Origin of the sequence: Citrobacter sp. RHBSTW-00881 (assembly GCF_013728515.1) — a bacterium.
In the GTDB taxonomy this organism is placed as follows: Bacteria; Pseudomonadota; Gammaproteobacteria; order Enterobacterales; family Enterobacteriaceae; genus Citrobacter; species Citrobacter braakii.
On the sequence record NZ_CP056269.1, the window covers coordinates 449,889 to 474,701 of the forward strand.

20 protein-coding genes, 3 tRNA genes and 4 rRNA genes are annotated in these 24,813 nt (G+C 50.3%); 12 read left to right on the plus strand and 15 right to left on the minus strand.

Annotated features, from left to right (window positions below; all coding sequences use genetic code 11):
- The first annotated feature begins 21 nt into the window (after positions 1-21).
- Genes HV311_RS02235 through HV311_RS02250 form a run of 4 tightly spaced genes read left to right on the plus strand, consistent with a single transcriptional unit; the run spans position 22 to position 2,218 of the window.
- The gene (locus tag HV311_RS02235; RefSeq protein WP_191220669.1) at positions 22-564 is read left to right on the plus strand and encodes a DNA topoisomerase family protein; all 543 of its coding nucleotides are present in this window, start codon (positions 22-24) and stop codon (positions 562-564) included.
- A gap of 4 nt (positions 565-568) precedes the next feature.
- Positions 569-1,141 carry an L-threonylcarbamoyladenylate synthase type 1 TsaC gene (gene tsaC / locus HV311_RS02240; protein ID WP_043018532.1) on the plus strand — a complete coding sequence of 191 codons (573 nt, stop codon included), beginning with the start codon at positions 569-571 and terminating at the stop codon, positions 1,139-1,141.
- 1 nt (position 1,142) lies between these two features.
- Positions 1,143-1,964 (plus strand): shikimate dehydrogenase, encoded by an 822-nt coding sequence (aroE, locus tag HV311_RS02245; RefSeq protein ID WP_047358920.1) that lies wholly within the window; start codon positions 1,143-1,145, stop codon positions 1,962-1,964.
- Complete coding sequence (locus HV311_RS02250; RefSeq protein WP_191220670.1) at positions 1,961-2,218, plus strand: DUF1488 domain-containing protein; 258 nt, start codon at positions 1,961-1,963, stop codon at positions 2,216-2,218. The genes aroE and HV311_RS02250 overlap by 4 nt, the downstream gene beginning before the upstream one ends.
- On the opposite strand, the gene HV311_RS02255 is transcribed toward HV311_RS02250, so the two are convergent.
- Positions 2,194-2,748: a gamma carbonic anhydrase family protein gene (locus HV311_RS02255; RefSeq protein ID WP_016154733.1), complete on the minus strand. Its 555-nt coding sequence runs from the start codon at positions 2,746-2,748 to the stop codon at positions 2,194-2,196. The genes HV311_RS02250 and HV311_RS02255 overlap by 25 nt on opposite strands.
- A gap of 469 nt (positions 2,749-3,217) precedes the next feature.
- Here HV311_RS02255 and HV311_RS02260 point away from each other — a divergent pair.
- The 7 genes from HV311_RS02260 to rrf (HV311_RS02290) all read left to right on the plus strand — a co-directional run bounded on the left by HV311_RS02260 (position 3,218) and on the right by rrf (HV311_RS02290) (position 8,661).
- Positions 3,218-4,759, plus strand: a 16S ribosomal RNA gene (locus HV311_RS02260).
- A 71-nt stretch (positions 4,760-4,830) separates the two neighbouring features.
- A tRNA-Ile gene (locus tag HV311_RS02265) sits at positions 4,831-4,907 on the plus strand.
- 108 nt (positions 4,908-5,015) lie between these two features.
- Positions 5,016-5,091: transfer RNA gene (locus HV311_RS02270), tRNA-Ala, on the plus strand.
- Positions 5,092-5,299: 208 nt separating this feature from the next.
- Positions 5,300-8,206: ribosomal RNA gene (locus HV311_RS02275) — 23S ribosomal RNA — on the plus strand.
- A 95-nt stretch (positions 8,207-8,301) separates the two neighbouring features.
- Positions 8,302-8,417, plus strand: a 5S ribosomal RNA gene (gene rrf, locus HV311_RS02280).
- Positions 8,418-8,431: 14 nt separating this feature from the next.
- Positions 8,432-8,507: transfer RNA gene (locus HV311_RS02285), tRNA-Thr, on the plus strand.
- A gap of 38 nt (positions 8,508-8,545) precedes the next feature.
- Positions 8,546-8,661: ribosomal RNA gene (rrf, locus tag HV311_RS02290) — 5S ribosomal RNA — on the plus strand.
- Together the 16S, 23S and 5S rRNA genes with 3 tRNA genes alongside form the textbook arrangement of a ribosomal RNA operon.
- Positions 8,662-8,746: 85 nt before the next feature.
- Here rrf (HV311_RS02290) and HV311_RS02295 read toward each other — a convergent pair.
- The 7 genes from HV311_RS02295 to HV311_RS02325 form a co-directional block, all read right to left on the minus strand.
- Positions 8,747-9,505, minus strand: coding sequence for an amino acid ABC transporter ATP-binding protein (locus HV311_RS02295; RefSeq protein ID WP_047359099.1), 759 nt, complete (start codon positions 9,503-9,505; stop codon positions 8,747-8,749).
- A 7-nt stretch (positions 9,506-9,512) separates the two neighbouring features.
- Positions 9,513-10,616 (minus strand): amino acid ABC transporter permease, encoded by a 1,104-nt coding sequence (locus tag HV311_RS02300; RefSeq protein ID WP_094762245.1) that lies wholly within the window; start codon positions 10,614-10,616, stop codon positions 9,513-9,515.
- A gap of 9 nt (positions 10,617-10,625) precedes the next feature.
- Positions 10,626-11,807, minus strand: a complete 1,182-nt coding sequence (locus HV311_RS02305; RefSeq protein ID WP_191220671.1) for an amino acid ABC transporter permease — start codon at positions 11,805-11,807, stop codon at positions 10,626-10,628.
- Between the two features lie 69 nt (positions 11,808-11,876).
- On the minus strand, positions 11,877-12,902 hold the full coding sequence (locus HV311_RS02310; protein ID WP_003025295.1) for an amino acid ABC transporter substrate-binding protein: 1,026 nt from the start codon (positions 12,900-12,902) through the stop codon (positions 11,877-11,879).
- Between the two features lie 460 nt (positions 12,903-13,362).
- Positions 13,363-13,584 carry a lipoprotein gene (locus HV311_RS02315; protein ID WP_046275048.1) on the minus strand — a complete coding sequence of 74 codons (222 nt, stop codon included), beginning with the start codon at positions 13,582-13,584 and terminating at the stop codon, positions 13,363-13,365.
- A gap of 272 nt (positions 13,585-13,856) precedes the next feature.
- Entirely contained in the window at positions 13,857-16,970 is a 3,114-nt protein-coding gene (locus HV311_RS02320; protein ID WP_181633179.1) for an efflux RND transporter permease subunit, read from the minus strand.
- Between the two features lie 11 nt (positions 16,971-16,981).
- The gene (locus HV311_RS02325) at positions 16,982-18,145 is read right to left on the minus strand and encodes an efflux RND transporter periplasmic adaptor subunit (RefSeq protein ID WP_047499795.1); all 1,164 of its coding nucleotides are present in this window, start codon (positions 18,143-18,145) and stop codon (positions 16,982-16,984) included.
- A gap of 413 nt (positions 18,146-18,558) precedes the next feature.
- On the opposite strand from HV311_RS02325, the gene envR reads away from it, so the two are divergent.
- Positions 18,559-19,215: an acrEF/envCD operon transcriptional regulator gene (gene envR, locus HV311_RS02330; protein ID WP_181629724.1), complete on the plus strand. Its 657-nt coding sequence runs from the start codon at positions 18,559-18,561 to the stop codon at positions 19,213-19,215.
- A 46-nt stretch (positions 19,216-19,261) separates the two neighbouring features.
- Here the strand turns inward: envR and HV311_RS02335 are convergent, their stop codons facing one another.
- From HV311_RS02335 to HV311_RS02365, 7 genes are all read right to left on the minus strand, one after another.
- Positions 19,262-19,426 (minus strand): DUF2556 family protein, encoded by a 165-nt coding sequence (locus HV311_RS02335; protein ID WP_003025279.1) that lies wholly within the window; start codon positions 19,424-19,426, stop codon positions 19,262-19,264.
- Between the two features lie 82 nt (positions 19,427-19,508).
- Positions 19,509-20,393 (minus strand): adenine-specific DNA-methyltransferase, encoded by an 885-nt coding sequence (gene yhdJ, locus HV311_RS02340; protein WP_065554783.1) that lies wholly within the window; start codon positions 20,391-20,393, stop codon positions 19,509-19,511.
- Positions 20,394-20,481: 88 nt separating this feature from the next.
- Positions 20,482-20,778, minus strand: a complete 297-nt coding sequence (gene fis, locus HV311_RS02345; protein ID WP_000462905.1) for a DNA-binding transcriptional regulator Fis — start codon at positions 20,776-20,778, stop codon at positions 20,482-20,484.
- 25 nt (positions 20,779-20,803) lie between these two features.
- Positions 20,804-21,769, minus strand: coding sequence for a tRNA dihydrouridine synthase DusB (gene dusB / locus HV311_RS02350; RefSeq protein WP_003025224.1), 966 nt, complete (start codon positions 21,767-21,769; stop codon positions 20,804-20,806).
- Positions 21,770-22,129: 360 nt separating this feature from the next.
- Positions 22,130-23,011, minus strand: coding sequence for a 50S ribosomal protein L11 methyltransferase (prmA, locus tag HV311_RS02355; protein WP_191220672.1), 882 nt, complete (start codon positions 23,009-23,011; stop codon positions 22,130-22,132).
- 12 nt (positions 23,012-23,023) lie between these two features.
- Entirely contained in the window at positions 23,024-24,475 is a 1,452-nt protein-coding gene (gene panF / locus HV311_RS02360) for a sodium/pantothenate symporter (RefSeq protein WP_016157593.1), read from the minus strand.
- Positions 24,465-24,707: a YhdT family protein gene (locus HV311_RS02365; protein WP_016154721.1), complete on the minus strand. Its 243-nt coding sequence runs from the start codon at positions 24,705-24,707 to the stop codon at positions 24,465-24,467. The genes panF and HV311_RS02365 overlap by 11 nt, the downstream gene beginning before the upstream one ends.
- Between the last annotated feature and the right edge of the window lie 106 nt (positions 24,708-24,813).

The window sequence follows — 24,813 nt, forward strand, 5'->3', positions numbered from 1 at the left end:
CTTCATTCAGTATGAGTTGTTATGGCTAAATCAGCACTGTTTACGGTGCGTAAAAACGAGCCCTGCCCACAATGTGGGGCTGAACTGGTTATGCGTTCCGGGAAACACGGTCCGTTTCTCGGTTGTTCACACTATCCAGAATGCGATTACATCCGTCCGCTGAAATCTTCCGCGGACGGACATATTGTCAAAGTTCTGGAGGGTAAGCTTTGTCCTGCATGTGGCGCCGAGCTGGTGCTGAGACAGGGAAGATTCGGGATGTTTATTGGATGCAGCGATTATCCAACGTGTGAACACACCGAACTTATCGACAAGCCAGATGAAACAGCAATAGTCTGTCCTCAATGCCAGACTGGCCACCTGGTCCAGCGGCGTTCCCGTTATGGCAAAACATTTTACTCCTGCGATCGCTATCCGGAGTGCCAGTTTGTCATTAACTTCAAACCGTTAGCTGGAGAGTGTCCTGAGTGCCATTATCCGCTACTCATCGAAAAGAAAACCGCGCAGGGTGTGAAGCATTTCTGTGCCAGTAAACAATGTGGAAAGCCGTTCTCGGCGGAATAAAAAAGTGAATAATAACCTGCCCACAGGCCCTATTGCTGCTGCGATAGCGGTTCTGAAACAAGAAAAAGTCATCGCCTATCCAACAGAAGCTGTATTTGGTGTCGGCTGCGATCCCGACAGCGAAACGGCTGTTACCCGTCTGTTGGAGCTAAAACAACGCCCAGTCGATAAAGGCTTAATTTTGATTGCGGCTAATTTTGACCAGCTTAAGCCCTATATTGACGATAGCACGCTTACAGATGCTCAACGTGAGGCCGTGTTCGCTCGCTGGCCTGGTCCTGTCACCTTCGTTTTCCCTGCGCCTGCGACTACGCCCCGTTGGCTGACCGGTCGTTTTGACTCGCTGGCCGTGCGAGTCACCGATCATCCGCTGGTGGTTGCATTGTGCCAGGCTTATGGCAAACCGTTAGTCTCCACCAGTGCTAATTTGAGTGGCTTACCGCCTTGCAGAACGGTAGAGGAAGTCCGCGCGCAGTTTGGTACAGACTTTCCCGTAGTTGAAGGGGAGACCGGAGGGCGTTTGAATCCTTCGGAGATCCGTGATGCTCTGACCGGTGAACAGTTTCGACAGGGGTAATATGAAAGAAGCCTATGCTGTTTTTGGTAATCCGATAGCGCACAGTAAATCGCCCTTTATTCATCAGCAATTTGCAGAGCAGTTGAAAATTGATCATTCCTATGGACGTGTACTGGCACCTATCAATGATTTTGTGAATGCGCTGAATGCCTTTTTTGCTGAGGGCGGGAAGGGGGCAAATGTCACAGTGCCTTTTAAGGAAGAGGCGTTTGCGCGTGCCGATGAATTAACGGAGCGAGCATCGCTTGCTGGAGCGGTCAACACTCTTAAACGACTCGAGGATGGGCGTTTACTGGGAGATAACACGGATGGTATCGGCTTATTAAGCGATCTTGAACGTTTATCTTTCATTCGTCCCGGATCGCGAGTTCTGTTGATTGGCGCCGGTGGCGCATCCCGTGGGGTTTTATTACCTCTTCTTTCTCTGGATTGTGCGGTAACCATCGTTAACCGTACTGCTTCGCGCGCAGAAGAACTGGCGCAAATCTTCTCCCATACCGGCAGCGTGCAGGCGGTGGGAATGGACGAGCTTGATAATTACAGTTTTGATTTAATTATTAATGCGACATCCAGCGGAATTAGCGGTGAGGTACCTGCCATTCCGACATCGCTTATTCACTCATCTGTCTATTGCTATGACATGTTTTATCAGCAAGGGAATACACCGTTCCTTTCCTGGTGTGCTGAACATGGGGCGAAACAGTATGCCGATGGTCTGGGGATGCTGGTGGGACAAGCAGCGCACGCCGTTTTACTCTGGCATGGTGTATTGCCACAGATTGAGCCCGTCATCAAAAGCATGCAACAGGAAATGTCGGTATGAATCAGGCGATCCAGTTTCCCGATCGAGAAGAATGGCGGACGGATATTAGCGCCGTTGTTTTCCCTGTGTTGGTCCATGGTATGCAGTTAACATGCGCTATATCAGGGGAGACGTTGGCGTCCCGCTTTGGCGGCTGCACGCCTGAACAATGGCTGGAAATCTTTCAACAGCATCGCTGGGACCTGGAAGAAGAGGCCGAAGCATTGATCCAGGACCAGCAGGAAGACTCTCAGGGTTGGGTTTGGTTACTCTGATTTAAATACTCATCTTTCCATTTAACGTAGTTGTTAGCAGAGTATTTTAAGCCTGCTTTCTCTTCGTCACTTAATGGCCGGATCTGTTTAACCGGGCTACCCAGGTACAGATATCCACTCTCCAGGCGTTTGTTTTGCGGCACCAGGCTTCCTGCCCCAATCATAACGTCGTCTTCTACCACTACGCCGTCCAGTAAAATTGATCCCATACCGACCAATACGCGGTTGCCAACGATGCAGCCGTGTAGCATGACTTTATGACCGACCGTCACATCCTCACCCACGATCAATGGATTACCTTGCGGATTAGATGTGGATTTATGTGTGACATGGAGAACGCTGCCGTCCTGAATGTTTGTACGGGCGCCGATTTGTACATAGTTGACGTCGCCACGAATCGCAACCAACGGCCAAATCCCGACGTCATCAGCCAAACGAGTATCACCAATGACGACGCTACTGGTGTCGATCATCACGCGTTTTCCGATCTGTGGGAAAAGATCCTTATAAGGACGTAATACATCAGACATGTTTACCTCAACAAAAATAGAGCAGTAATGAAGACTTTGGTTGGATTATCGAGACTGTGCAAGTGATTTAGCTATCAAAAATCAGCCAAATTGTGCAGGAATATAGCGAAAGGGGTGAAAAACAAGCACTCAGCAAAAAAGATCCAAAAAATACTTGTGCTAAAAAATGGGATCCCTATAATGCGCCTCCATCGACACGGCGGATGTGAATCACTTCACGCAAACAGCCGGTTCGGTTGAAGAGAAAAACCTGAAAATGAGGGTTGACTCTGAAAGAGGAAAGCGTAATATACGCCACCTCGCGACAGAGCGCTAAAGCGCGTCGCAACTGCTCTTTAACAATTTATCAGACAATCTGTGTGGGCACTCGAAGATACGGATTCTTAACGTCGCAAGACGAAAAATGAATACCAAGTCTCTGAGTGAACACGTAATTCATTACGAAGTTTAATTCACGAGCATCAAACTTAAATTGAAGAGTTTGATCATGGCTCAGATTGAACGCTGGCGGCAGGCCTAACACATGCAAGTCGAACGGTAGCACAGAGGAGCTTGCTCCTTGGGTGACGAGTGGCGGACGGGTGAGTAATGTCTGGGAAACTGCCCGATGGAGGGGGATAACTACTGGAAACGGTAGCTAATACCGCATAACGTCGCAAGACCAAAGAGGGGGACCTTCGGGCCTCTTGCCATCGGATGTGCCCAGATGGGATTAGCTAGTAGGTGGGGTAACGGCTCACCTAGGCGACGATCCCTAGCTGGTCTGAGAGGATGACCAGCCACACTGGAACTGAGACACGGTCCAGACTCCTACGGGAGGCAGCAGTGGGGAATATTGCACAATGGGCGCAAGCCTGATGCAGCCATGCCGCGTGTATGAAGAAGGCCTTCGGGTTGTAAAGTACTTTCAGCGAGGAGGAAGGTGTTGTGGTTAATAACCGCAGCAATTGACGTTACTCGCAGAAGAAGCACCGGCTAACTCCGTGCCAGCAGCCGCGGTAATACGGAGGGTGCAAGCGTTAATCGGAATTACTGGGCGTAAAGCGCACGCAGGCGGTCTGTCAAGTCGGATGTGAAATCCCCGGGCTCAACCTGGGAACTGCATCCGAAACTGGCAGGCTAGAGTCTTGTAGAGGGGGGTAGAATTCCAGGTGTAGCGGTGAAATGCGTAGAGATCTGGAGGAATACCGGTGGCGAAGGCGGCCCCCTGGACAAAGACTGACGCTCAGGTGCGAAAGCGTGGGGAGCAAACAGGATTAGATACCCTGGTAGTCCACGCCGTAAACGATGTCGACTTGGAGGTTGTGCCCTTGAGGCGTGGCTTCCGGAGCTAACGCGTTAAGTCGACCGCCTGGGGAGTACGGCCGCAAGGTTAAAACTCAAATGAATTGACGGGGGCCCGCACAAGCGGTGGAGCATGTGGTTTAATTCGATGCAACGCGAAGAACCTTACCTACTCTTGACATCCAGAGAACTTAGCAGAGATGCTTTGGTGCCTTCGGGAACTCTGAGACAGGTGCTGCATGGCTGTCGTCAGCTCGTGTTGTGAAATGTTGGGTTAAGTCCCGCAACGAGCGCAACCCTTATCCTTTGTTGCCAGCGATTCGGTCGGGAACTCAAAGGAGACTGCCAGTGATAAACTGGAGGAAGGTGGGGATGACGTCAAGTCATCATGGCCCTTACGAGTAGGGCTACACACGTGCTACAATGGCATATACAAAGAGAAGCGACCTCGCGAGAGCAAGCGGACCTCATAAAGTATGTCGTAGTCCGGATTGGAGTCTGCAACTCGACTCCATGAAGTCGGAATCGCTAGTAATCGTGGATCAGAATGCCACGGTGAATACGTTCCCGGGCCTTGTACACACCGCCCGTCACACCATGGGAGTGGGTTGCAAAAGAAGTAGGTAGCTTAACCTTCGGGAGGGCGCTTACCACTTTGTGATTCATGACTGGGGTGAAGTCGTAACAAGGTAACCGTAGGGGAACCTGCGGTTGGATCACCTCCTTACCTTAAAGAAACGTTCTTTGTAGTGCTCACACAGATTGTCTGATGAAAATTAGCAGTAAGAAAATCTCTGCAGGCTTGTAGCTCAGGTGGTTAGAGCGCACCCCTGATAAGGGTGAGGTCGGTGGTTCAAGTCCACTCAGGCCTACCAAATTCGCCTCCGTGCTGTGTTACGGCGATGCTCGCATACTTCAGTATGCTTCGCACCACCGCGTCTTGCCCGGAAACGAATTAGGGTACAGAGATTAGCATTTACGATGGGGTTATAGCTCAGCTGGGAGAGCGCCTGCCTTGCACGCAGGAGGTCTGCGGTTCGATCCCGCATAGCTCCACCATCCTTTACTGCAAAAACACAAGAAAACTTCAGAGTGTACCTGAAAAGGTTCACTGCGAAGTTTTGCTCTTTAAAAATCTGGATCAAGCTGAAAATTGAAACGACACACTGTTTCATTTCTCCGTAAACAAGAAATGAAAAGCGGTGTGTTCGAGTCTCTCAAATTTTCGCAACACTGAAGTGTTTTACGAAACATCTTCGGGTTGTGAGGTTAAGCGACTAAGCGTACACGGTGGATGCCCTGGCAGTCAGAGGCGATGAAGGACGTGCTAATCTGCGATAAGCGTCGGTAAGGTGATATGAACCGTTATAACCGGCGATTTCCGAATGGGGAAACCCAGTGTGATTCGTCACACTATCATTGCGTGAATACATAGCGTAATGAAGCGAACCGGGGGAACTGAAACATCTAAGTACCCCGAGGAAAAGAAATCAACCGAGATTCCCCCAGTAGCGGCGAGCGAACGGGGAGCAGCCCAGAGTCTGAATCAGCATGTGTGGTAGTGGAACGGTCTGGAAAGTCCGGCGATACAGGGTGATAGCCCCGTACACAAAAGTGCATGTGTTGTGAACTCGAAGAGTAGGGCGGGACACGTGGTATCCTGTCTGAATATGGGGGGACCATCCTCCAAGGCTAAATACTCCTGACTGACCGATAGTGAACCAGTACCGTGAGGGAAAGGCGAAAAGAACCCCGGCGAGGGGAGTGAAAAAGAACCTGAAACCGTGTACGTACAAGCAGTGGGAGCCTCTTTATGGGGTGACTGCGTACCTTTTGTATAATGGGTCAGCGACTTATATTCTGTAGCAAGGTTAACCGAATAGGGGAGCCGAAGGGAAACCGAGTCTTAACTGGGCGTTAAGTTGCAGGGTATAGACCCGAAACCCGGTGATCTAGCCATGGGCAGGTTGAAGGTTGGGTAACACTAACTGGAGGACCGAACCGACTAATGTTGAAAAATTAGCGGATGACTTGTGGCTGGGGGTGAAAGGCCAATCAAACCGGGAGATAGCTGGTTCTCCCCGAAAGCTATTTAGGTAGCGCCTCGTGAACTCATCTTCGGGGGTAGAGCACTGTTTCGGCTAGGGGGTCATCCCGACTTACCAACCCGATGCAAACTGCGAATACCGAAGAATGTTATCACGGGAGACACACGGCGGGTGCTAACGTCCGTCGTGAAGAGGGAAACAACCCAGACCGCCAGCTAAGGTCCCAAAGTCATGGTTAAGTGGGAAACGATGTGGGAAGGCACAGACAGCCAGGATGTTGGCTTAGAAGCAGCCATCATTTAAAGAAAGCGTAATAGCTCACTGGTCGAGTCGGCCTGCGCGGAAGATGTAACGGGGCTAAACCATGCACCGAAGCTGCGGCAGCGACACTATGTGTTGTTGGGTAGGGGAGCGTTCTGTAAGCCGTTGAAGGTGGCCTGTGAGGGTTGCTGGAGGTATCAGAAGTGCGAATGCTGACATAAGTAACGATAATGCGGGTGAAAAACCCGCACGCCGGAAGACCAAGGGTTCCTGTCCAACGTTAATCGGGGCAGGGTGAGTCGACCCCTAAGGCGAGGCCGAAAGGCGTAGTCGATGGGAAACAGGTTAATATTCCTGTACTTGGTGTTACTGCGAGGGGGGGACGGAGAAGGCTATGTTAGCCGGGCGACGGTTGTCCCGGTTTAAGCATGTAGGCGGAGATTCCAGGTAAATCCGGAGTCTTGTTAACGCTGAGGTGTGATGACGAGGCACTACGGTGCTGAAGTAACAAATGCCCTGCTTCCAGGAAAAGCCTCTAAGCATCAGGTAACACGAAATCGTACCCCAAACCGACACAGGTGGTCAGGTAGAGAATACCAAGGCGCTTGAGAGAACTCGGGTGAAGGAACTAGGCAAAATGGTGCCGTAACTTCGGGAGAAGGCACGCTGATATGTAGGTGAAGTGATTTACTCATGGAGCTGAAATCAGTCGAAGATACCAGCTGGCTGCAACTGTTTATTAAAAACACAGCACTGTGCAAACACGAAAGTGGACGTATACGGTGTGACGCCTGCCCGGTGCCGGAAGGTTAATTGATGGGGTTATCCGTAAGGAGAAGCTCTTGATCGAAGCCCCGGTAAACGGCGGCCGTAACTATAACGGTCCTAAGGTAGCGAAATTCCTTGTCGGGTAAGTTCCGACCTGCACGAATGGCGTAATGATGGCCAGGCTGTCTCCACCCGAGACTCAGTGAAATTGAACTCGCTGTGAAGATGCAGTGTACCCGCGGCAAGACGGAAAGACCCCGTGAACCTTTACTATAGCTTGACACTGAACACTGGTCCTTGATGTGTAGGATAGGTGGGAGGCTTTGAAGTGTGGACGCCAGTCTGCATGGAGCCAACCTTGAAATACCACCCTTTAATGGCTGGTGTTCTAACGTAGACCCGTAATCCGGGTTGCGGACAGTGTCTGGTGGGTAGTTTGACTGGGGCGGTCTCCTCCTAAAGAGTAACGGAGGAGCACGAAGGTTAGCTAATCCTGGTCGGACATCAGGAGGTTAGTGCAAAGGCATAAGCTAGCTTGACTGCGAGAGTGACGGCTCGAGCAGGTGCGAAAGCAGGTCTTAGTGATCCGGTGGTTCTGAATGGAAGGGCCATCGCTCAACGGATAAAAGGTACTCCGGGGATAACAGGCTGATACCGCCCAAGAGTTCATATCGACGGCGGTGTTTGGCACCTCGATGTCGGCTCATCACATCCTGGGGCTGAAGTAGGTCCCAAGGGTATGGCTGTTCGCCATTTAAAGTGGTACGCGAGCTGGGTTTAGAACGTCGTGAGACAGTTCGGTCCCTATCTGCCGTGGGCGCTGGAGAATTGAGGGGGGCTGCTCCTAGTACGAGAGGACCGGAGTGGACGCATCACTGGTGTTCGGGTTGTCATGCCAATGGCATTGCCCGGTAGCTAAATGCGGAAGAGATAAGTGCTGAAAGCATCTAAGCACGAAACTTGCCCCGAGATGAGTTCTCCCTGACCCTTTAAGGGTCCTGAAGGAACGTTGAAGACGACGACGTTGATAGGTCGGGTGTGTAAGCGTAGCGATACGTTGAGCTAACCGATACTAATGAACCGTGAGGCTTAACCTTACAACGCCGAAGATGTTTTGGCGAAAGAGACACGATATTCAGCTTGATTACAGATTACATCGACATGCGAAAAGCGTGTTGATAAACAGAATTTGCCTGGCGGCTGTAGCGCGGTGGTCCCACCTGACCCCATGCCGAACTCAGAAGTGAAACGCCGTAGCGCCGATGGTAGTGTGGGGTCTCCCCATGCGAGAGTAGGGAACTGCCAGGCATCAAATTTAGTGTGCTGATATGGCTCAGTTGGTAGAGCGCACCCTTGGTAAGGGTGAGGTCCCCAGTTCGACTCTGGGTATCAGCACCAGTTTTTCGGTTAAAGTTTGGCACTTAGAAAAGAATTTGTCTGGCGGCTGTAGCGCGGTGGTCCCACCTGACCCCATGCCGAACTCAGAAGTGAAACGCCGTAGCGCCGATGGTAGTGTGGGGTCTCCCCATGCGAGAGTAGGGAACTGCCAGACATCAAATAAAAACAAAAGGCCCAGTCTTTCGACTGGGCCTTTTGTTTTATCTGTTAAACGCCAGTGCTGTATCCGGCGCATGGCTTTAATGGATAACCTGCGACAAAAACGCACGCGTGCGTTCAGATTTGGGGTGAGCAAAAAACTCATCCGGTGCTGCCTGTTCAACAATCTCGCCAAGATCCATAAAGATCACCCGGTCGGCCACTGTACGGGCAAAGCCCATTTCATGGGTAACACACAGCATGGTCATGCCTGATTGTGCCAGACCTATCATGGTATCAAGCACTTCTTTTACCATTTCAGGATCCAACGCTGATGTGGGTTCATCGAATAACATGATTTTGGGTTTCATGCACAGTGAGCGTGCAATGGCCACGCGCTGTTGCTGCCCACCAGAGATTTGCCCAGGATACTTATACGCATGTTCAGCAATGCGAACTCGCTCAAGGTAGTGCATTGCCAGAGCTTCAGCCTCTTTTTTCGGCATCTTTTGTACCCAGATTGGTGCCAGCGTGCAGTTTTGCAGGACCGTCAAATGAGGAAAGAGATTAAAGTGCTGAAAGACCATGCCAACTTCTTGTCTGACGCGCTCAATATTGCGGATATCTTCATTGAGTTCGATCCCATCCACCACAATACGTCCTTGCTGATGCTCTTCCAGATGGTTGATACAGCGGATAGTTGTCGATTTACCCGAACCGGAAGGTCCGCATAATACGATGCGTTCTCCCTGCTTTACCTTCAGGTTGATGTTTTTCAGGACGTGAAACTGTCCGTACCATTTGTTGACGTTTTCCAGCGTAATCATCGCGTCGGTAGACGGCATTAATAATTGGCTCATAAATTCCTCAGTGCGGTGTACGCCCGGTGTTAAAACGTTTTTCCAGATGTTGGCTGTAACGCGACATGCTAAAACAGAAGATCCAGTAAATCAGTGCAGCGAAAACATATCCTTCCGTCGACATCCCCAACCATGCAGGGTCCACAGTTGCCTGCTGCACGCTACTGAAGAGATCAAACAGGCCGATGATGATGACCAGACTGGTATCCTTAAACAGGGCGATAATCGTGTTAACTAGACCCGGAATAACCAGCTTGAGGGCTTGCGGAAGAATGACCAGCCCTTGCGTTTTCCAGTACCCTAACGCCAGTGATTCAGCGGCTTCATACTGACCTTTTGGTAGGGCCTGTAACCCTCCGCGAACCACTTCTGCGACATACGCCGACTGGAAAAGAATCACGCCGACCAGCGCCCGGATAAGTTTGTCGATACTGGTCCCTTCGGACATAAACAGAGGAAGCATGACCGAGGACATAAAAAGGACGGTAATCAACGGCACACCGCGCCAGAACTCAATGAAAATGACGGATAAAATCCGCACGACTGGCATATGAGACCGACGTCCAAGCGCCAGTAAAATACCCCACGGAAGCGCGCCCGCAATCCCCACGGATGCAATGATAAGCGTCAGTGTTAATCCGCCCCACTGTCGGGTTTCTACGCGCTCAAGTCCGAAAAAACCACCGTACATCAACCACCAGACCACCACGGGATAAACGACGGCCCAGACGGCGATATAGCGGCCACGGTGAGGCATAGATTTCCAGAACATAGGGACGATAGAGGCCAGGCCAATGATCAGGGCCAGATTTACGCGCCAGCGCTGATCGTGGGGATAAAGTCCATACATGAATTGCCCAAAGCGTTCATGAATGAACACCCAGCAAGCCCCTGCTTTGGTGCAGTCTGCGCGGGTTGAACCGACCCAATTGGCCTGAAAGAATACCCAGTTCATCAGTGGCGGAAGAAATGACCAAATCAGCCAAACGCACAGCAGCGTGAGCAGGCTATTTGACCAACTGGAGAACAGGTTTTTACGCATCCAGAGTAGACTGCGGCTTGCCGGGTTACTGTTCTGACGCGAGGGGTGAGACAGCAGTGCTTTTGTCATCATGGCTCCTTAGCGCTCAATCAGTGCAATACGGCGGTTATAAATATTCATCAGCAGAGAAATGCTCAGGCTGATGATCAGGTACACCGACATCGTGATAGCAATGGTTTCAATGGCTTGCCCTGTTTGATTGAGTACCGTGCCGGCAAACAGTGAAACCATATCCGGGTAGCCAATAGCGGCCGCAAGAGAGGAGTTTTTGACGATATTCAGATACTGGCTGGTTAATGGGGGAATGATGACGCGCAGCGCCTGTGGGATGATCACCTGGCGCAGTGTCACCGGATTTGGTAGACCCAGCGAGCGTGCTGCTTCATGTTGGCCATAAGGAACGGCCTGGATTCCCGCTCGAATAATTTCTGCAATAAACGCCGAGGTATACACTGAAAGCGCCAGCGTCAGGGCAGCCAGTTCGGGAATAAGCACCATACCGCCACGGAAGTTAAAACCGCGAAGGGCGGGGATATCCCAGTGAAGCGCTGCGCCAAACAGCCACTGTGAGATCATCGGTAAAAGCACGATCAGCGCCAGAGCCGTGGGCCAGGTCCGGCGTAGCTGACCGGTTTTAGTCTGGTGCATTCTGTTGTAGCGAAATAGCCCGATAGTGACGACGATAGTGATAATTACAGCGCCGCAAAAGGCAAAAAATCCTTCTCCTATTTGCGGTGCCGGAATATAGAGCCCCCGGTTACTCAGAAACATCAAGTCCAGCGCGTTAACGGCCTGACGTGGGCCGGGCAGGTTACGTAATACGGCGAAATACCAAAAGAAGATCTGCAGCAGCGGCGGTATATTGCGGAACGTTTCGATGTAGATCGTCGAGAGCTTTCGTAATAACCAGTTATCTGACAGGCGTGCCAGTCCGAGAAAGAAACCAAGAATTGATGCGAAAACAATACACAGTGCAGAAACCAATAGCGTATTGAGTAGGCCAACGATAAAGACACGGCCATACGTATCGCCTTGCTCGTAATCGATCAGATGCTGGACAATACCAAATCCGGCGCTGCGATCGAGAAAAGAGAATCCCGAGGTAATACCGCTATTGTTCAGGTTATTTATCGTATTATGAATGAGATAGACCGCAATACTGACGACCACAATGACGGCAAGTATTTGAAATAACCAGGCGCGGACCGCAGGGTTAGAAAAGGATAACGATCCTTTTACGATTGAGCGGCGATGGAACATAAGAAAACCTCGGTAACTATGACTCTGGACTGAGCGCCGCAGTCGCGGCGCCCGTTACATCACTACGCATTAGCGCACCGGTGGCGCATATTGAATGCCACCGTTATTCCAGAGGTTGTTCTGTCCACGTTTGATCTTCAGTGGGCTTTCCGATCCCACGTTACGCTCAAAGATCTCCGAGTAGTTACCTACCTGCTTGATAATGTTGTAAGCCCATTTGTTATCAAGCTTCAGATCCTTGCCATAATCCCCTTCTTTGCCTAACAGGTGTGCCATATCCGGCGTTGCAGGATTAGCCGCTTTTTCATCGACGTTTTTCGAGTTAACGCCCATTTCTTCCGCATTCAGCATGGCGAACAGCGTCCAGCGAACAATGGAGAACCACTCATCGTCTCCACGACGTACAACAGGTCCCAGCGGTTCTTTAGAAATAACTTCTGGCAGGACAATCCATTCCGCAGGATTACTCAGCTTGATTCGCAGGGCGTACAACTGAGACTGGTCGGAAGCCAGCGTGTCGCAGCGTCCAGATTCCAGAGCTTTAGCTGATTCATCCGAGCGGTCAAAAGTGACAGGGGTGTACTTCATGTTGTTGGCTTTAAAGTAGTCAGCCACGTTCAGTTCGGTATCTGTTCCTGCCTGGATACAAACTGTTGCGCCATCCAGCTCTTTAGCACTCTTAAGACCCGCTTTATTGTGGGTAAGAAAACCAATGCCGTCGTAATACGTTACGCCAGTGAAAGACATTCCCATTCCTGCGTCACGAGAGGAGGTCCAGGTGGTATTACGAGAGAGCATGTCGACTTCACCAGATTGTAGTGCGGTAAAGCGTTCCTTGGCGGTGAGCGGGGTATATTTTACTTTGCTATCATCGCCAAATACGGCGGAGGCAACGCCACGACATACGTCGACATCAATACCTGAGAACTTACCGCTTGCATCGGCATAAGAAAAGCCAGGCAACCCGTCACTGATCCCACACTGCACAAAACCTTTTTTCTTTACGGCATCAAGTGTTGCGCCGGCATGTGCCTGATTTGCAACCGCAAGCAGCACGCCGGCCGCAGCCAGGCTGGCTATTATCATCTTTTTCATAGAGCATCCTGTGTGGAGGAATTATTGTTATGGAAACGTTCTGAAAACGTCTTTTACCTGTCTGTGGCTATGGCCATACTCTTTTAAGCAAAGGTAGTGCCAGGTTTTTGCGCACGATTATTCGACGCAATATTCAGAGTGTAGACAGGAAAAAATAGTTGCAGCGCCCTGAAGTGGTGCAAAATTGAAACGTAAGCCACATTTCGGCGCAAAAAATTTAAAAATCAAACCGGACGCGTGATAACGATTTCGTACGTTAATATTGATGACGTGAGAATAATGAAAAGAAAGCGCGCTGTTACGAAGAACTGAAAAAATGCTAATTTCAAATCGTGGATATGTGAGGAAAATCTATAATGATTTTATTATACGTTGAGTGCTATATACCAACGTTTTGTCTTATATGAAGATTTAATTCTTATTGCAAAAAGCGCGGTACCCACCGCGCTTTTAAGAAGATTTATTTGGTCAGGGCGACTATCCCAAGCGTCAGCCCGGCAACGGCTGCTGCGCCACCGGCGATGGCACCGGCTGTTTCCCAGTTATCCTGCGTGGTGCCTTTCATACAGGTATTGGTATGAACCAGGCGCCCCTGATCGTCGTATACAGGTACGCAAGGAGAATCGTGTGCACAGCCGGCCAGGAATACGGTAAGCAATGCAACGGATATTAATCTTTTCATGGTGTTACCTCAAAAATAAGCGTTTCGCTAATTGAGCAAAGACAAACGCTAAGCCATCTGCGAACTCGGCGATTATTTTACCACTTCTTAAAAAAATACTGACATGAGGAATAATCTCAATTCATGTGGATTGTAAAAATAATGGATAAAAAGAAAGGTGATTCGCGATTTTTTCAGGAAGGGTTTATTAGAAATAAATGGCTATCTTATTAATAAATAAAGAGGGGCATCTTAGGTGAAAAAGGCGTCCGAAGACGCCTTTATTTTACAAATTAAACGTTGCGCCGACTAAAACGCCGTCTGACGACAACGAAGAAGACGGGGACGAAGAAGATTGCTAACAATGTCGCGGTCAGCATACCTCCCATTACACCTGTACCGACCGCATTCTGTGCCCCGCTACCCGCTCCGTGGCTGATAACCAGAGGCATAACCCCCAGAATAAACGCCAGGGATGTCATCAGGATTGGACGAAGACGCATGCGTGACGCCTCCAGTGTGGCTTCAATCAACCCTTTACCTTCTTTATCCATCAAGTCTTTGGCAAACTCCACGATAAGGATAGCGTTTTTGGCGGAAAGACCGATGGTAGTCAGCAGACCTACCTGGAAGTAAACGTCGTTATTCAGACCGCGTATGGACGCCGCCAGAAGCGCACCGACCACGCCGAGCGGTACAACCAACATGACTGAAAATGGAATAGACCAGCTCTCATACAATGCGGCGAGACACAGGAAGACGACAATTAACGAAATAGCGTATAACGCAGGTGCCTGATTGCCGGAGAGCCGTTCCTGATATGACATCCCCGTCCAGTCATAGCCGATACCGGTTGGCAGCTGTGCTGCCAGGTTTTCCATGAGCGCCATGGCTTCACCTGTGCTTCGACCCGGCGCGGCCTCTCCCAGTATTTCCATTGATGGCATACCGTTGTAACGCTCCAGGCGAGGTGAACCATAAATCCAATGCGATGAACTGAACGCAGAGAATGGCACCATTTCACCATTCCCACTACGTACGTAGAGATTGTTGATGTCGTTGGGTAACATACGGAACGGCGCGTCAGCCTGAACGTATACCTTTTTCACTCGGCCATGATCGATAAAATCGTTCACATAGGTGCCGCCAAGGGCCGTGGAAATCGTTTGGTTTATATCCGACAGACTTACGCCTAACGCCTGGGCTTTTTCCTGATCAATATCCAGCTTAAATTGTGGGGTATCTTCCAGACCGTTAGGGCGCACGCGCACCAGCAAATCTGGATGTTCTCTCACCATACCCAGCAACTGGTTCCGGGCTTTCGTCAGTTCTGTATGACCGAGGTTAGCCTGATCAATTAACTGAAAATCAAAGCCGGTCGCGGTACCCAGTTCAAGAATGGCAGGCATATTGAACGGGAACACCAGTCCATCTTTGATCTGGCTGAACGCCCTGGTCGCGCGTTCAACAATAGCCGTCACGCCGTTTTCATCGCCCGAACGCTCTTCCCATGGTTTGAGGCTAATAAAGACGATACCGGAGTTCTGTCCCTGGCCGCTAAAGCTGAAGCCATTAACGGTGAACACCGATTTTACGTTCGCTTTTTCCTGGTTCAGGTAGTAATTCTGAATCTGATCCAGCACCTGCTGTGTGCGCGTCTGTGTCGCACCGGCAGGAAGTTGCACCATTGTCATAAAGACCCCCTGATCCTCTTCGGGCAAGAAGGAGGTAGGGAGGCGTAAAAACAGAACTGCCATTCCGCCGACGATAAGAACATATAGCAACAAGTAGCGTCCGGTTTTGCGCAGAATACCGCTGATACTATTGCTGTAATGCCCGACGCTTTTATCGAACAGGGCGTTAAACCATCCGAAAAAACCGCCTTTCTTTTCATCATGTCCGGCGGAAACGGGTTTTAGCAGCGTTGCGCAAAGCGCTGGCGTAAGAATGAGGGCGACCAGAACAGAAAGCGCCATCGCTGAAACAATGGTCAGAGAGAACTGGCGGTAAATGGCGCCGGTCGAGCCGCCAAAGAACGCCATGGGGATAAATACCGCCGAGAGTACCATCGCGATCCCGACCAGCGCGCCCTGGATTTGGACCATGGATTTCTGCGTCGCCTCTTTGGGCGGCAGTTTCTCTTCCGCCATGACGCGTTCGACGTTTTCTACTACCACGATGGCGTCATCGACCAGCAGGCCGATGGCCAGCACCATTCCGAACATCGTTAGCGTGTTGATGGAGAATCCGAATGCTGCGAGGATCGCGAATGTTCCCAACAGCACGACAGGCACTGCGATAGTTGGAATTAGCGTGGCGCGCAGATTTTGCAGGAACAGGTACATCACCAGGAAGACGAGGATGATGGCTTCAAACAGCGTTTTCACCACCTCGTTAATCGAGATTTTTACAAATGGTGTAGTGTCATAGGGGTAAACCACTTGCAAACCTTGCGGGAAGAAAGGTTGTAACTCAGCCAGCTTTGCTTTGACGCCTGCGGCAGTATCCAGCGCATTTGCACCGGTCGCCAGCTTAATGCCCAGACCTGTTGCGGGCTGACCATTAATTTTCGTCACCATGTTATAGTTTTCGCCGCCGAGTTCGATGCGGGCTACATCTCTGAGGTGAACCATTGAGCCATCCTGGCCCACCTTCAGCGTTATGCGACCAAACTCTTCCGGCGTTTTCAGGCGTGTCTGAGCAATAATGGAGGCATTAAGTTGTTGACCCTGGACGGATGGTGCGCCTCCCAGTTGGCCTGCGGCAATCTGATTGTTTTGCGTTCTCAGTTGATTGATAACGTCCAGTGGAGTCAACTGATATTTGTTCATTGCGTTGCTGTCGAGCCAGATGCGCATTGCGTACTGTGCACCAAACATCTGGACATCGCCGACACCTGCTGTTCGGCTTATTGCGTCTTTAACGTTAGACGCCACATAGTCGGAAATATCATCCTGCGTCAGATTGTTATTATCGGAGACAAAACCCGCCACCATCAGGAAACCGCTACTGGATTTCTCGACGCTGATCCCCTGCTGCTGTACTTCCTGTGGCAGTAAGGGCATCGCTAACTGTAATTTGTTTTGCACCTGGACCTGTGCGATATCCGGGTCAGTACCTGACTCGAAAGTCAGAGTAATGGTGACGCTCCCGGAGGAATCGCTGGTGGAGGACATATACATCAGGTTATCGATACCGTTCATATTCTGTTCGATAACCTGCGTAACCGTGTCTTGTACTGTCTGCGCATCCGCACCTGGGTAGGTGGCAGAAATAGCGACCGCAGGAGGTGCAATGGTCGGATACTGTGCAACGGGCAGTTGCATGATTGCCAGAGCCCCTGCCATCATCAGAATGATGGCCAGAACCCAGGCAAAAATAGGGCGATTGATAAAAAAGTTAGCCATGTCCGGTTACCTTATTGCGCAGTTTTTGCGGCTGGAGTTTCGGTATCGGTGGTTGCTTTAACCTTTACGCCGGGACGCGCTTTCTGCAATCCGCTGACGATAACCTTATCGCCAGGCTGTAAGCCCTCGCTGATTAACCACTTATCACCTATCGCCTGTGTAGCAACGACGGTGCGAGCCTCGACCTGACTCTTGTCATTGACAACCATCACCGTTGCATCGCCGCGTGGCGTACGTGTTACCCCTTGTTGGGGAACGAGAATGGCATTCGGCTGGACGCCTTCATCAATACGAGCACGCACAAACATGCCCGGCAGCAGCGTGTGCTGTGGGTTAGGGAATACGGCCCTGAGGGTGATGGATCCGGTACTTTCATCAACGGTGACATCAGAGAACTGCAACGCACCTTTCAGCGGGTACGACTGACCATTTTCCATCACCAGTTCGACGGTACTGCTGGCGCTGTCTTTATGCAGGCTCCCTTGCTCAACGGACTGTTTAAGGCGCATAAAGTCATTACTGGACTGTGTTACGTCGACGTAAATAGGATCAAGTTGTTGCACGGTAGCAAGTTCAGTTGCCTGGCCATTCGTGACTAATGCGCCTTCGGTGACGTTAGATTTACCGATACGTCCGCTAATGGGCGATGTCACTTTGGTGTAGGCCAGGTTGATACGAGCGCTTTCGACCGCCGCTTTTGCCGCGATAACGGAGGCATCGGCCTGGCGAGCATCAGCAATGGCCTGATCGTACTCTTGCTGGCTGATGTACTTAGTGCCAACCAGTGGGACATAACGTTTTACCGTTAAATGTGCGATAGCTGCCGCCGCTTCACTCTTTGCCAGTTCGCCTTTGGCGCTGTCGTAGTCAGCCTGGTATGTCGCAGGATCGATCTGATAAAGCGACTGACCGGCTTCAACATCGCTTCCCTCGGTAAAATTCCGTTTAAGTACGATCCCGCTGACCTGAGGACGGACTTCAGCAATACGAAATGCTGTTGTGCGCCCTGGTAATTCGGTCGTCACGGCTAAAGGCGCCTTTTCGACGACATGGACAGTCACCTGCGGCTCTGCGGGGTGAGCTTGTGTTTCTCCCTGATCGTTACAACCGGCGAGTAATACAGCGGACATGATGATGAATGAGGGCAGGAGTGAAAACCTGGCATTTTTCGTCATTTCTATTCCTTAAAAAACCGAACGCTCGTTATTAACCGGGTAACGCAGAGGCGATAACGCGCACAAGTAAAAATAATGGTTGGCTATCCTACAAATTATTAGCTTGCGATGTAAGCAATACTTATTTATGGGCGCGATACACGGCACGTAAAAACAAAAAAGGATTAATCTTCGGTTGTTTCATTATGGTTTTAATAGTAATGCAATGATGCGCATAAACACATATTGAAATAAGTATTTGATTGGTGAATATATTGGTGGTTGTTATTTGTTTTGTTTATTCGTGTGCAATATCCATAATTAACTGTTTTAGAACTCGTCTAAATAAACGCTAAGTGATACATTTGTTCCGTTTAGCAAATATTACATAAGAAAGTTAATCATTCTCTACCTTACCTCAGACAGTCGAAACCATGGCCAGAAAAACGAAAGCTGATGCCCTCAAAACACGACAGCACCTGATAGAAACAGCGATTATGCAGTTTGCCGTGCGTGGTGTTAGCAATACGACGTTAAACGACATTGCGGATGCCGCCAGCGTGACGCGGGGGGCGCTCTATTGGCATTTTGAAAATAAGACGCAATTGTTCAATGCGCTATGGTTACAACAACCTTCATTACGCGATCTTATTCAGGATAAGCTTATTGGTCGTTGGGGGGATAATCCTTTACAGCGACTGCGTGAAAAGTTTGTAGTGGGATTGCAATATATTGCACAGAATCCTCGCCAGCAGGCATTAATGCAAATTTTATATCATAAATGTGAATTTCATAACGATATGATATCAGAACAGACCATTCGCGATAAAATAGGTCTCAGTCATCAAAGCATTCGTGATTCACTGCAAAAGTGCGTGGATGAAAATCTGATTGCTACCAGTCTGGATTTAGATGTCATCATCATTATTCTGCACGGTAGCTTTAGCGGGATAATAAAAAACTGGTTAATGAATCCAGTGAGTTATGATTTGTATGGGCAAGCGCCAGTATTAGTTGATAACGTATTAAAAATGTTAAGCCCAGACGGCTGTGTAATGCAATTAATGCAGAGTGAAAATCAGCAAGGGTAGTTTTAGCCGCCTGGGCCTGACGGCTGTCGACGTATTTTTCGTCGTGCTATTCGAGGTCGACGCAGTTGACCAGCTTGAGGGGGTTTACAGAATTCATATTCCGGCACTTATCGTGCTCCGTTGTCATCAGCTCTATCCACTGAATGAGCAGCGCATCAAAGAGAAAAACGAAGACCGCAAAAACAACCAGCCACCAATACTTGCGAATCATTACCAAACCCTGTGTATTCATGCCCAAGCGTGCAGGGAATATACACGAAATCTGCAAGCTGAAAAGCAGACTTACAATGCCTTTACTTTGCTGAAAGATCGCCGCTCTTTGCTGTTAATCGACTCTTTTTAGACAGATTTTTTGTCTTCCGCTTTTTCACCTTTGCAAGTTCATTCTCTGAAAAATGCGAACCAATGCTCATTCTTCTGAGCCCCATTTTTACGTACTCGGCATTGATTTCAATCCCGACAAACTTGCGACCTAATTCCACGGCAGTGGCACCGGTAGTGAAGCTACCGGCAAACGGATCCAGCACGCTGTCATCTGGACTGGAGGAAGCCAGAATGATGCGTTCAAGGAGGGCTTTGGGTTTTTGAGTCGGGTGATTTTCGTATTCGTCCATCAGATAACGAACGCGTGGAAACTCCCAGACATTGCCTGGTACTTTTTTCTGGTTGTAAGGTTGGGGCGGGTTCTTTCTGTAGTCTATCAGTGCACGTTTAGCGCCCGTTTTGGCTTCAACCAAAATATCATCACGATTAAACGTGTAGTTTTTCTGATCTTTTACCATCATCAGAAGCGGTTCATACATCGAACCAAAGTAATTTTTGGCCTGCACCCCGGAGCTATCGTATGACCACACGATACGGCTCTTGATGGTAAAGAGCTGGCGGCATTTGAGATCGATGTACGGCATGTTCTCTGTACTGTTCATGATGTACATGGTGCCGTGTGGTTTGAGAATGCGATGGCACTCGTCAATGCACTCAAACAGCCATGCCAAAAATGCCTCTTCGTCCCAGGATTCCACCATCCCGTCAAAGTCTTTACCGATGTTATAAGGTGGGTCGGCGAAAATGAGATCGACGCTTTCTGACGGCAACTTTTTCAGTTCGGTCAGAGCATCACCCAGGATTATCTTTTTAGATTCATCGCCAAAATAGACAGGTTCACATCTTGCGTTCATCGCCAAAGCCTCCCGTGTGACGTTAATAAAAAAGGCGCTTCCCCATGCCGAGTAGCGCCTTTTAAAACAAACACTTAACTGATTAGTATCAGTTCATGCCGTATTTTTTCAGTTTTTTACGCAGCGTACCACGGTTGATGCCCATCATCAGGGCAGCACGGGTCTGGTTACCGCGGGTGTATTGCATCACCATGTCCAACAGGGGCTGTTCTACTTCAGCCAGTACCAGCTCATAGAGATCGTTAACATCCTGACCATTCAATTGAGCAAAATAGTTCTTCAGTGCCTGTTTAACCGAGTCACGCAGGGGCTTTTGAGTTACCTGATCCTGAGAGTTAACGGTAGAAACGGTCAGTACGTCAGAATTTACGCGTTGTTCGAACATAGTTCTGTCAGCTCTTTATTTCTGTTTACGCAAAATTTTCGAAGTATGCCTCCAACGCCGCCAGCTGTTCGCTGGAATCTTCAATGGCGTTGAATGTGCGCCGAAACTGGTCATCCGGAGCGTGTTCCTGGAGATACCAGGATACGTGTTTACGCGCAATTCGGTACCCTTTTGCCTGACCATAAAAGTCGTGCAGTTCCCGAACGTGCGCACAAAGCAAGCGCTTCACCTCTGCCAGAGGCAGCGGGGGCAGCAGCTCCCCAGTGTCCAGATAATGCTGGATTTCCCGAAAGATCCAGGGTCTTCCCTGAGCTGCACGTCCTATCATCAGGGCATCCGCCCCCGTATAGTCGAGTACAGCTCTGGCTTTATGCGGGTCAGTAATGTCGCCATTCGCGATAATCGGAATGGAAACTTTCTGCTTAACTGCCCGAATACTGTCGTACTCAGCATCTCCATTGAACAAACAGGCGCGGGTGCGTCCATGAATGGTCAGAGCCTGAATGCCACAGTCTTCAGCCAGTTGGGCAATCTCTACGCAGTTACGGTGTTCCGGAGCCCAGCCGGTGCGAATCTTGAGTGTGACAGGAACGTCCACTGCATTGACGACCTCGGTTAGTATTGATTTCACTAGATCCGGGTACTGCAAGAGGGCTGAACCTGCGAGCTTGCGATTCACTTTTTTAGCCGGACACCCCATATTGATATCAATAATCTGGGCGCCGCTTTCCACGTTAATACGTGCGGCATCGGCCATCTCAACAGGGTCGCTACCGGCAATTTGCACCGTGCGAATTCCTGGCTCATCAACGTGCACCATCCGTAAACGAGACTTGTCACTTTCCCAAACCTGCGGGTTAGAAGACATCATCTCGGATACCGTCAATCCTGCTCCCATCTCATAGCACAGCGTCCTGAATGGTCTGTCAGTGATGCCAGCCATAGGTGCTGCGATCAGGCGATTTCTGAGCTGGTATTGTCCGATGCGCATGAGTTAAGAAATGACCATACTGTGACTGCAAGGCGGCGTATATTACGCATTTTTCGCACGAGATGAAAGGCCAAACTTTGACCAATCCACTGAGGTGGATCAATGAATTGCTGGTTAAGTACACAGTTTCAAATTAAAATCTTTAATAATCAGTTTGATACGTGGTTGTGCTAATTTTTCATCCGTTTATAAATTCCGAAAACTTCTCTTTTTTTATTACGGCCAGCCTCAGGTTATCAGGATAAAAAGCTGTTTTTGTGAGCAAATAGTGGCTTTGTAATGCGATCTCGCTCTCATTTCCGCAAATCCTTTTGCGAAAAAAAGAGCGATTATTGCGTTACCAACGGTAACGAGAGGGGATTATTTTTTCTGACCGGTAATGCGGCACCACTCTTCTTTCTCGATAACCGGATCGAGCGTAAAGAGTTCGGCATAGGCCTCACAGACGCTATCCGCCTGGCTGGCAAGAATGCCAGAAAGACCCAGTAAACCGCCCTCAACGGGCAGTACGCTGATTAACGGTGCCAGTTCACGTAATGGGCCTGCGAGGATGTTTGCGACCACCACGTCGGCTTTCATCGCCTCTGGCTGGTCTTTCGGCAGATAAAGCTCCAGACGCTCAGAAACGCCATTACGCTGGGCGTTATCACGGCTGGCCTGAATTGCTTGCGGATCGATGTCTACGCCGATGGCTTTTGCCGCACCCAGCTTCAGTGCCGCAATGGCAAGAATGCCGGAGCCGCAGCCGAAGTCGATGACGGTTTTGCCGTTAAGATCGAGACCGTCCAGCCATTGCAGACATAGGGAGGTGGTGGGGTGAGTGCCGGTACCAAACGCCAGACCCGGGTCCAGCATCACGTTGACGGCATTCTCATCCGGGACATCGCGCCAGCTTGGGCAAATCCACAAACGTTCACCAAAGCGCATCGGGTGGAAGTTATCCATCCATTCGCGTTCCCAGTCTTTGTCTTCGAGCTGTTCGATTTTATGCGCGAAGCCTGCACCCAGCAGCGGATGCTGCTCCAGGATGGCAACCACTTCTTTCATGTCGGTTTCTGCATCGAACAAGCCGATAACGTCGGTATCTCCCCACAGGCGAGTCTCGCCCGGCAGAGGCTCAAATACCGGCGTATCATGCGTGTCCTGGAAAGTAATGGAAACGGAGCCCGCTTCCATCAGCGCATCGCTCAACTCTTCAGCGTTGGCACCGGTCGTGTTCAGTTTCAGTTGGATCCATGGCATGGCAAAACTCTTTTATTTATCAGTAGTCAATATGGCGGCTTGCGGGACGGCAGAACCGAAACGGTTGCCGATCAGGAAAGCCAGCAAGCTTATCAGTAACGAGGGCACAATCGGGTGGAAACCCAGGTACTGAATGTTAAATGTAGCGAGTACGGCATAAAGAACGCCGCCGATAATCATCGCGCTCAAAGCGCCCGCCGCGTTTGCACGCTCCCAGTACAGGCCCAGCACCAGCGGCCACAGGAAGACGGCTTCCAGCCCGCCAAACGCCAGCAGATTAAGCCAGATAATCATTTCTGGTGGTTTCCAGGCAGCCAGTAGCAGTAACGCGCCGAGCAACAGGGTAATCACTGCCGACATGCGCTTCAGCCGGGTTTCGTTTTTCAGCTGTTCCGGACGCAGGTTCAGGTACAGATCCTTAATGATCGTAGCGGAACTTTGCAGCAATTGGGCATTGATCGTCGACATGATCGCGGCCATGGGGGCCGCGAGGAAGATCCCAGCAGCTACCGGCGGCAACACTTTGACCATTAGCGTAGGGATAACCAGATCCGGCACTGTCAGATCAGGGATCACCGCACGCCCCAATGCACCCGCCAGATGCATACCAAACATCAGGATCGCCACTACGATGGTGCCGATGATAATGCCGCGGTGTACAGCTTTGCTGTCTTTATAAGAGATGCAGCGTACTGCTGTATGCGGCAGCCCAATTACGCCAAAGCACACCAGTACCCAGAATGAGGTCATGAACGTGGGTGACAGAATGTCATCCGCGCCTTGCGGCGAGACCAGTTTAGGGTCGATAGTTTGCAGGGTTACCACCGCATTGCTGAGGCCACCGGCAGCATGAACGACGCCGACCAGCAGAACAATAGTACCAATCAGCATCACCATACCCTGCATGGTGTCGTTCAGTACGCTGGCGCGAAAACCGCCGAACGCCGTATACAATGCGATACTGACGCCAAAAATAAGCAAACCGGTTTCGTAAGGTATACCTGCAGCGGTTTCAAGCAAACGTGCGCCGCCAATAAACTGTACGGTCATTGCTCCGACAAACGCGACCAGCAGGCTAAGGCTTGCCAGCCACACAAGCAGGCGACTCTGGTAGCGGGCAAACAGCATATCGTTGAGGGTAACGGCATTATAACGGCGCGCCAGAATCGCGAATTTCTTACCAAGAATCCCCAGAGAAAGCCAAACGGCGGGCAACTGGATCATCGCCAGCAGCACCCATCCCAGCCCGTATTTGTAAGCGGCGCCAGGACCGCCAATAAACGAACTGGCGCTAATGTAGGTTGCCGTTAGCGTCATGGCTAATACGACCCCGCCCATCGAGCGGCTGCCGAGGAAATATTCATTCAGGAAAGTGCCGGTCGATCTCTTACGCATGGCGTAAACGGAAAGACCGAAGACCACCAACAGATAGGCGACCAGCGGCAAAATAACTTCAAGCTGCATCGTCATCCTCCAACGGAATGTCGCGATAGATAAACTTCACCATCGCCCAGCACAGCACGATGAAAACCAGCGGCGTTAGCAGGCAGGCCATTTCGAACCAGTGTGGTAAGCCGGTAAAACCGAGCGTGGAATCTGGTAAGTAAGCGGCCACTAACCATGTAGCAAGATATAAAAGGGTCAGCCACAGCGCCCAGCGCGCCTCTTTATGGGCCTGAACAAAACGAGCGTCCATTTTTTGTCCCTTGTGGATAAAGAAAGCGGGGATTGTACCTTATGGCACGTGCGGGAGGGGAGAAAAACAAAAGGCCGGAATTTCCGGCCTTTTCAGTTAACGCACG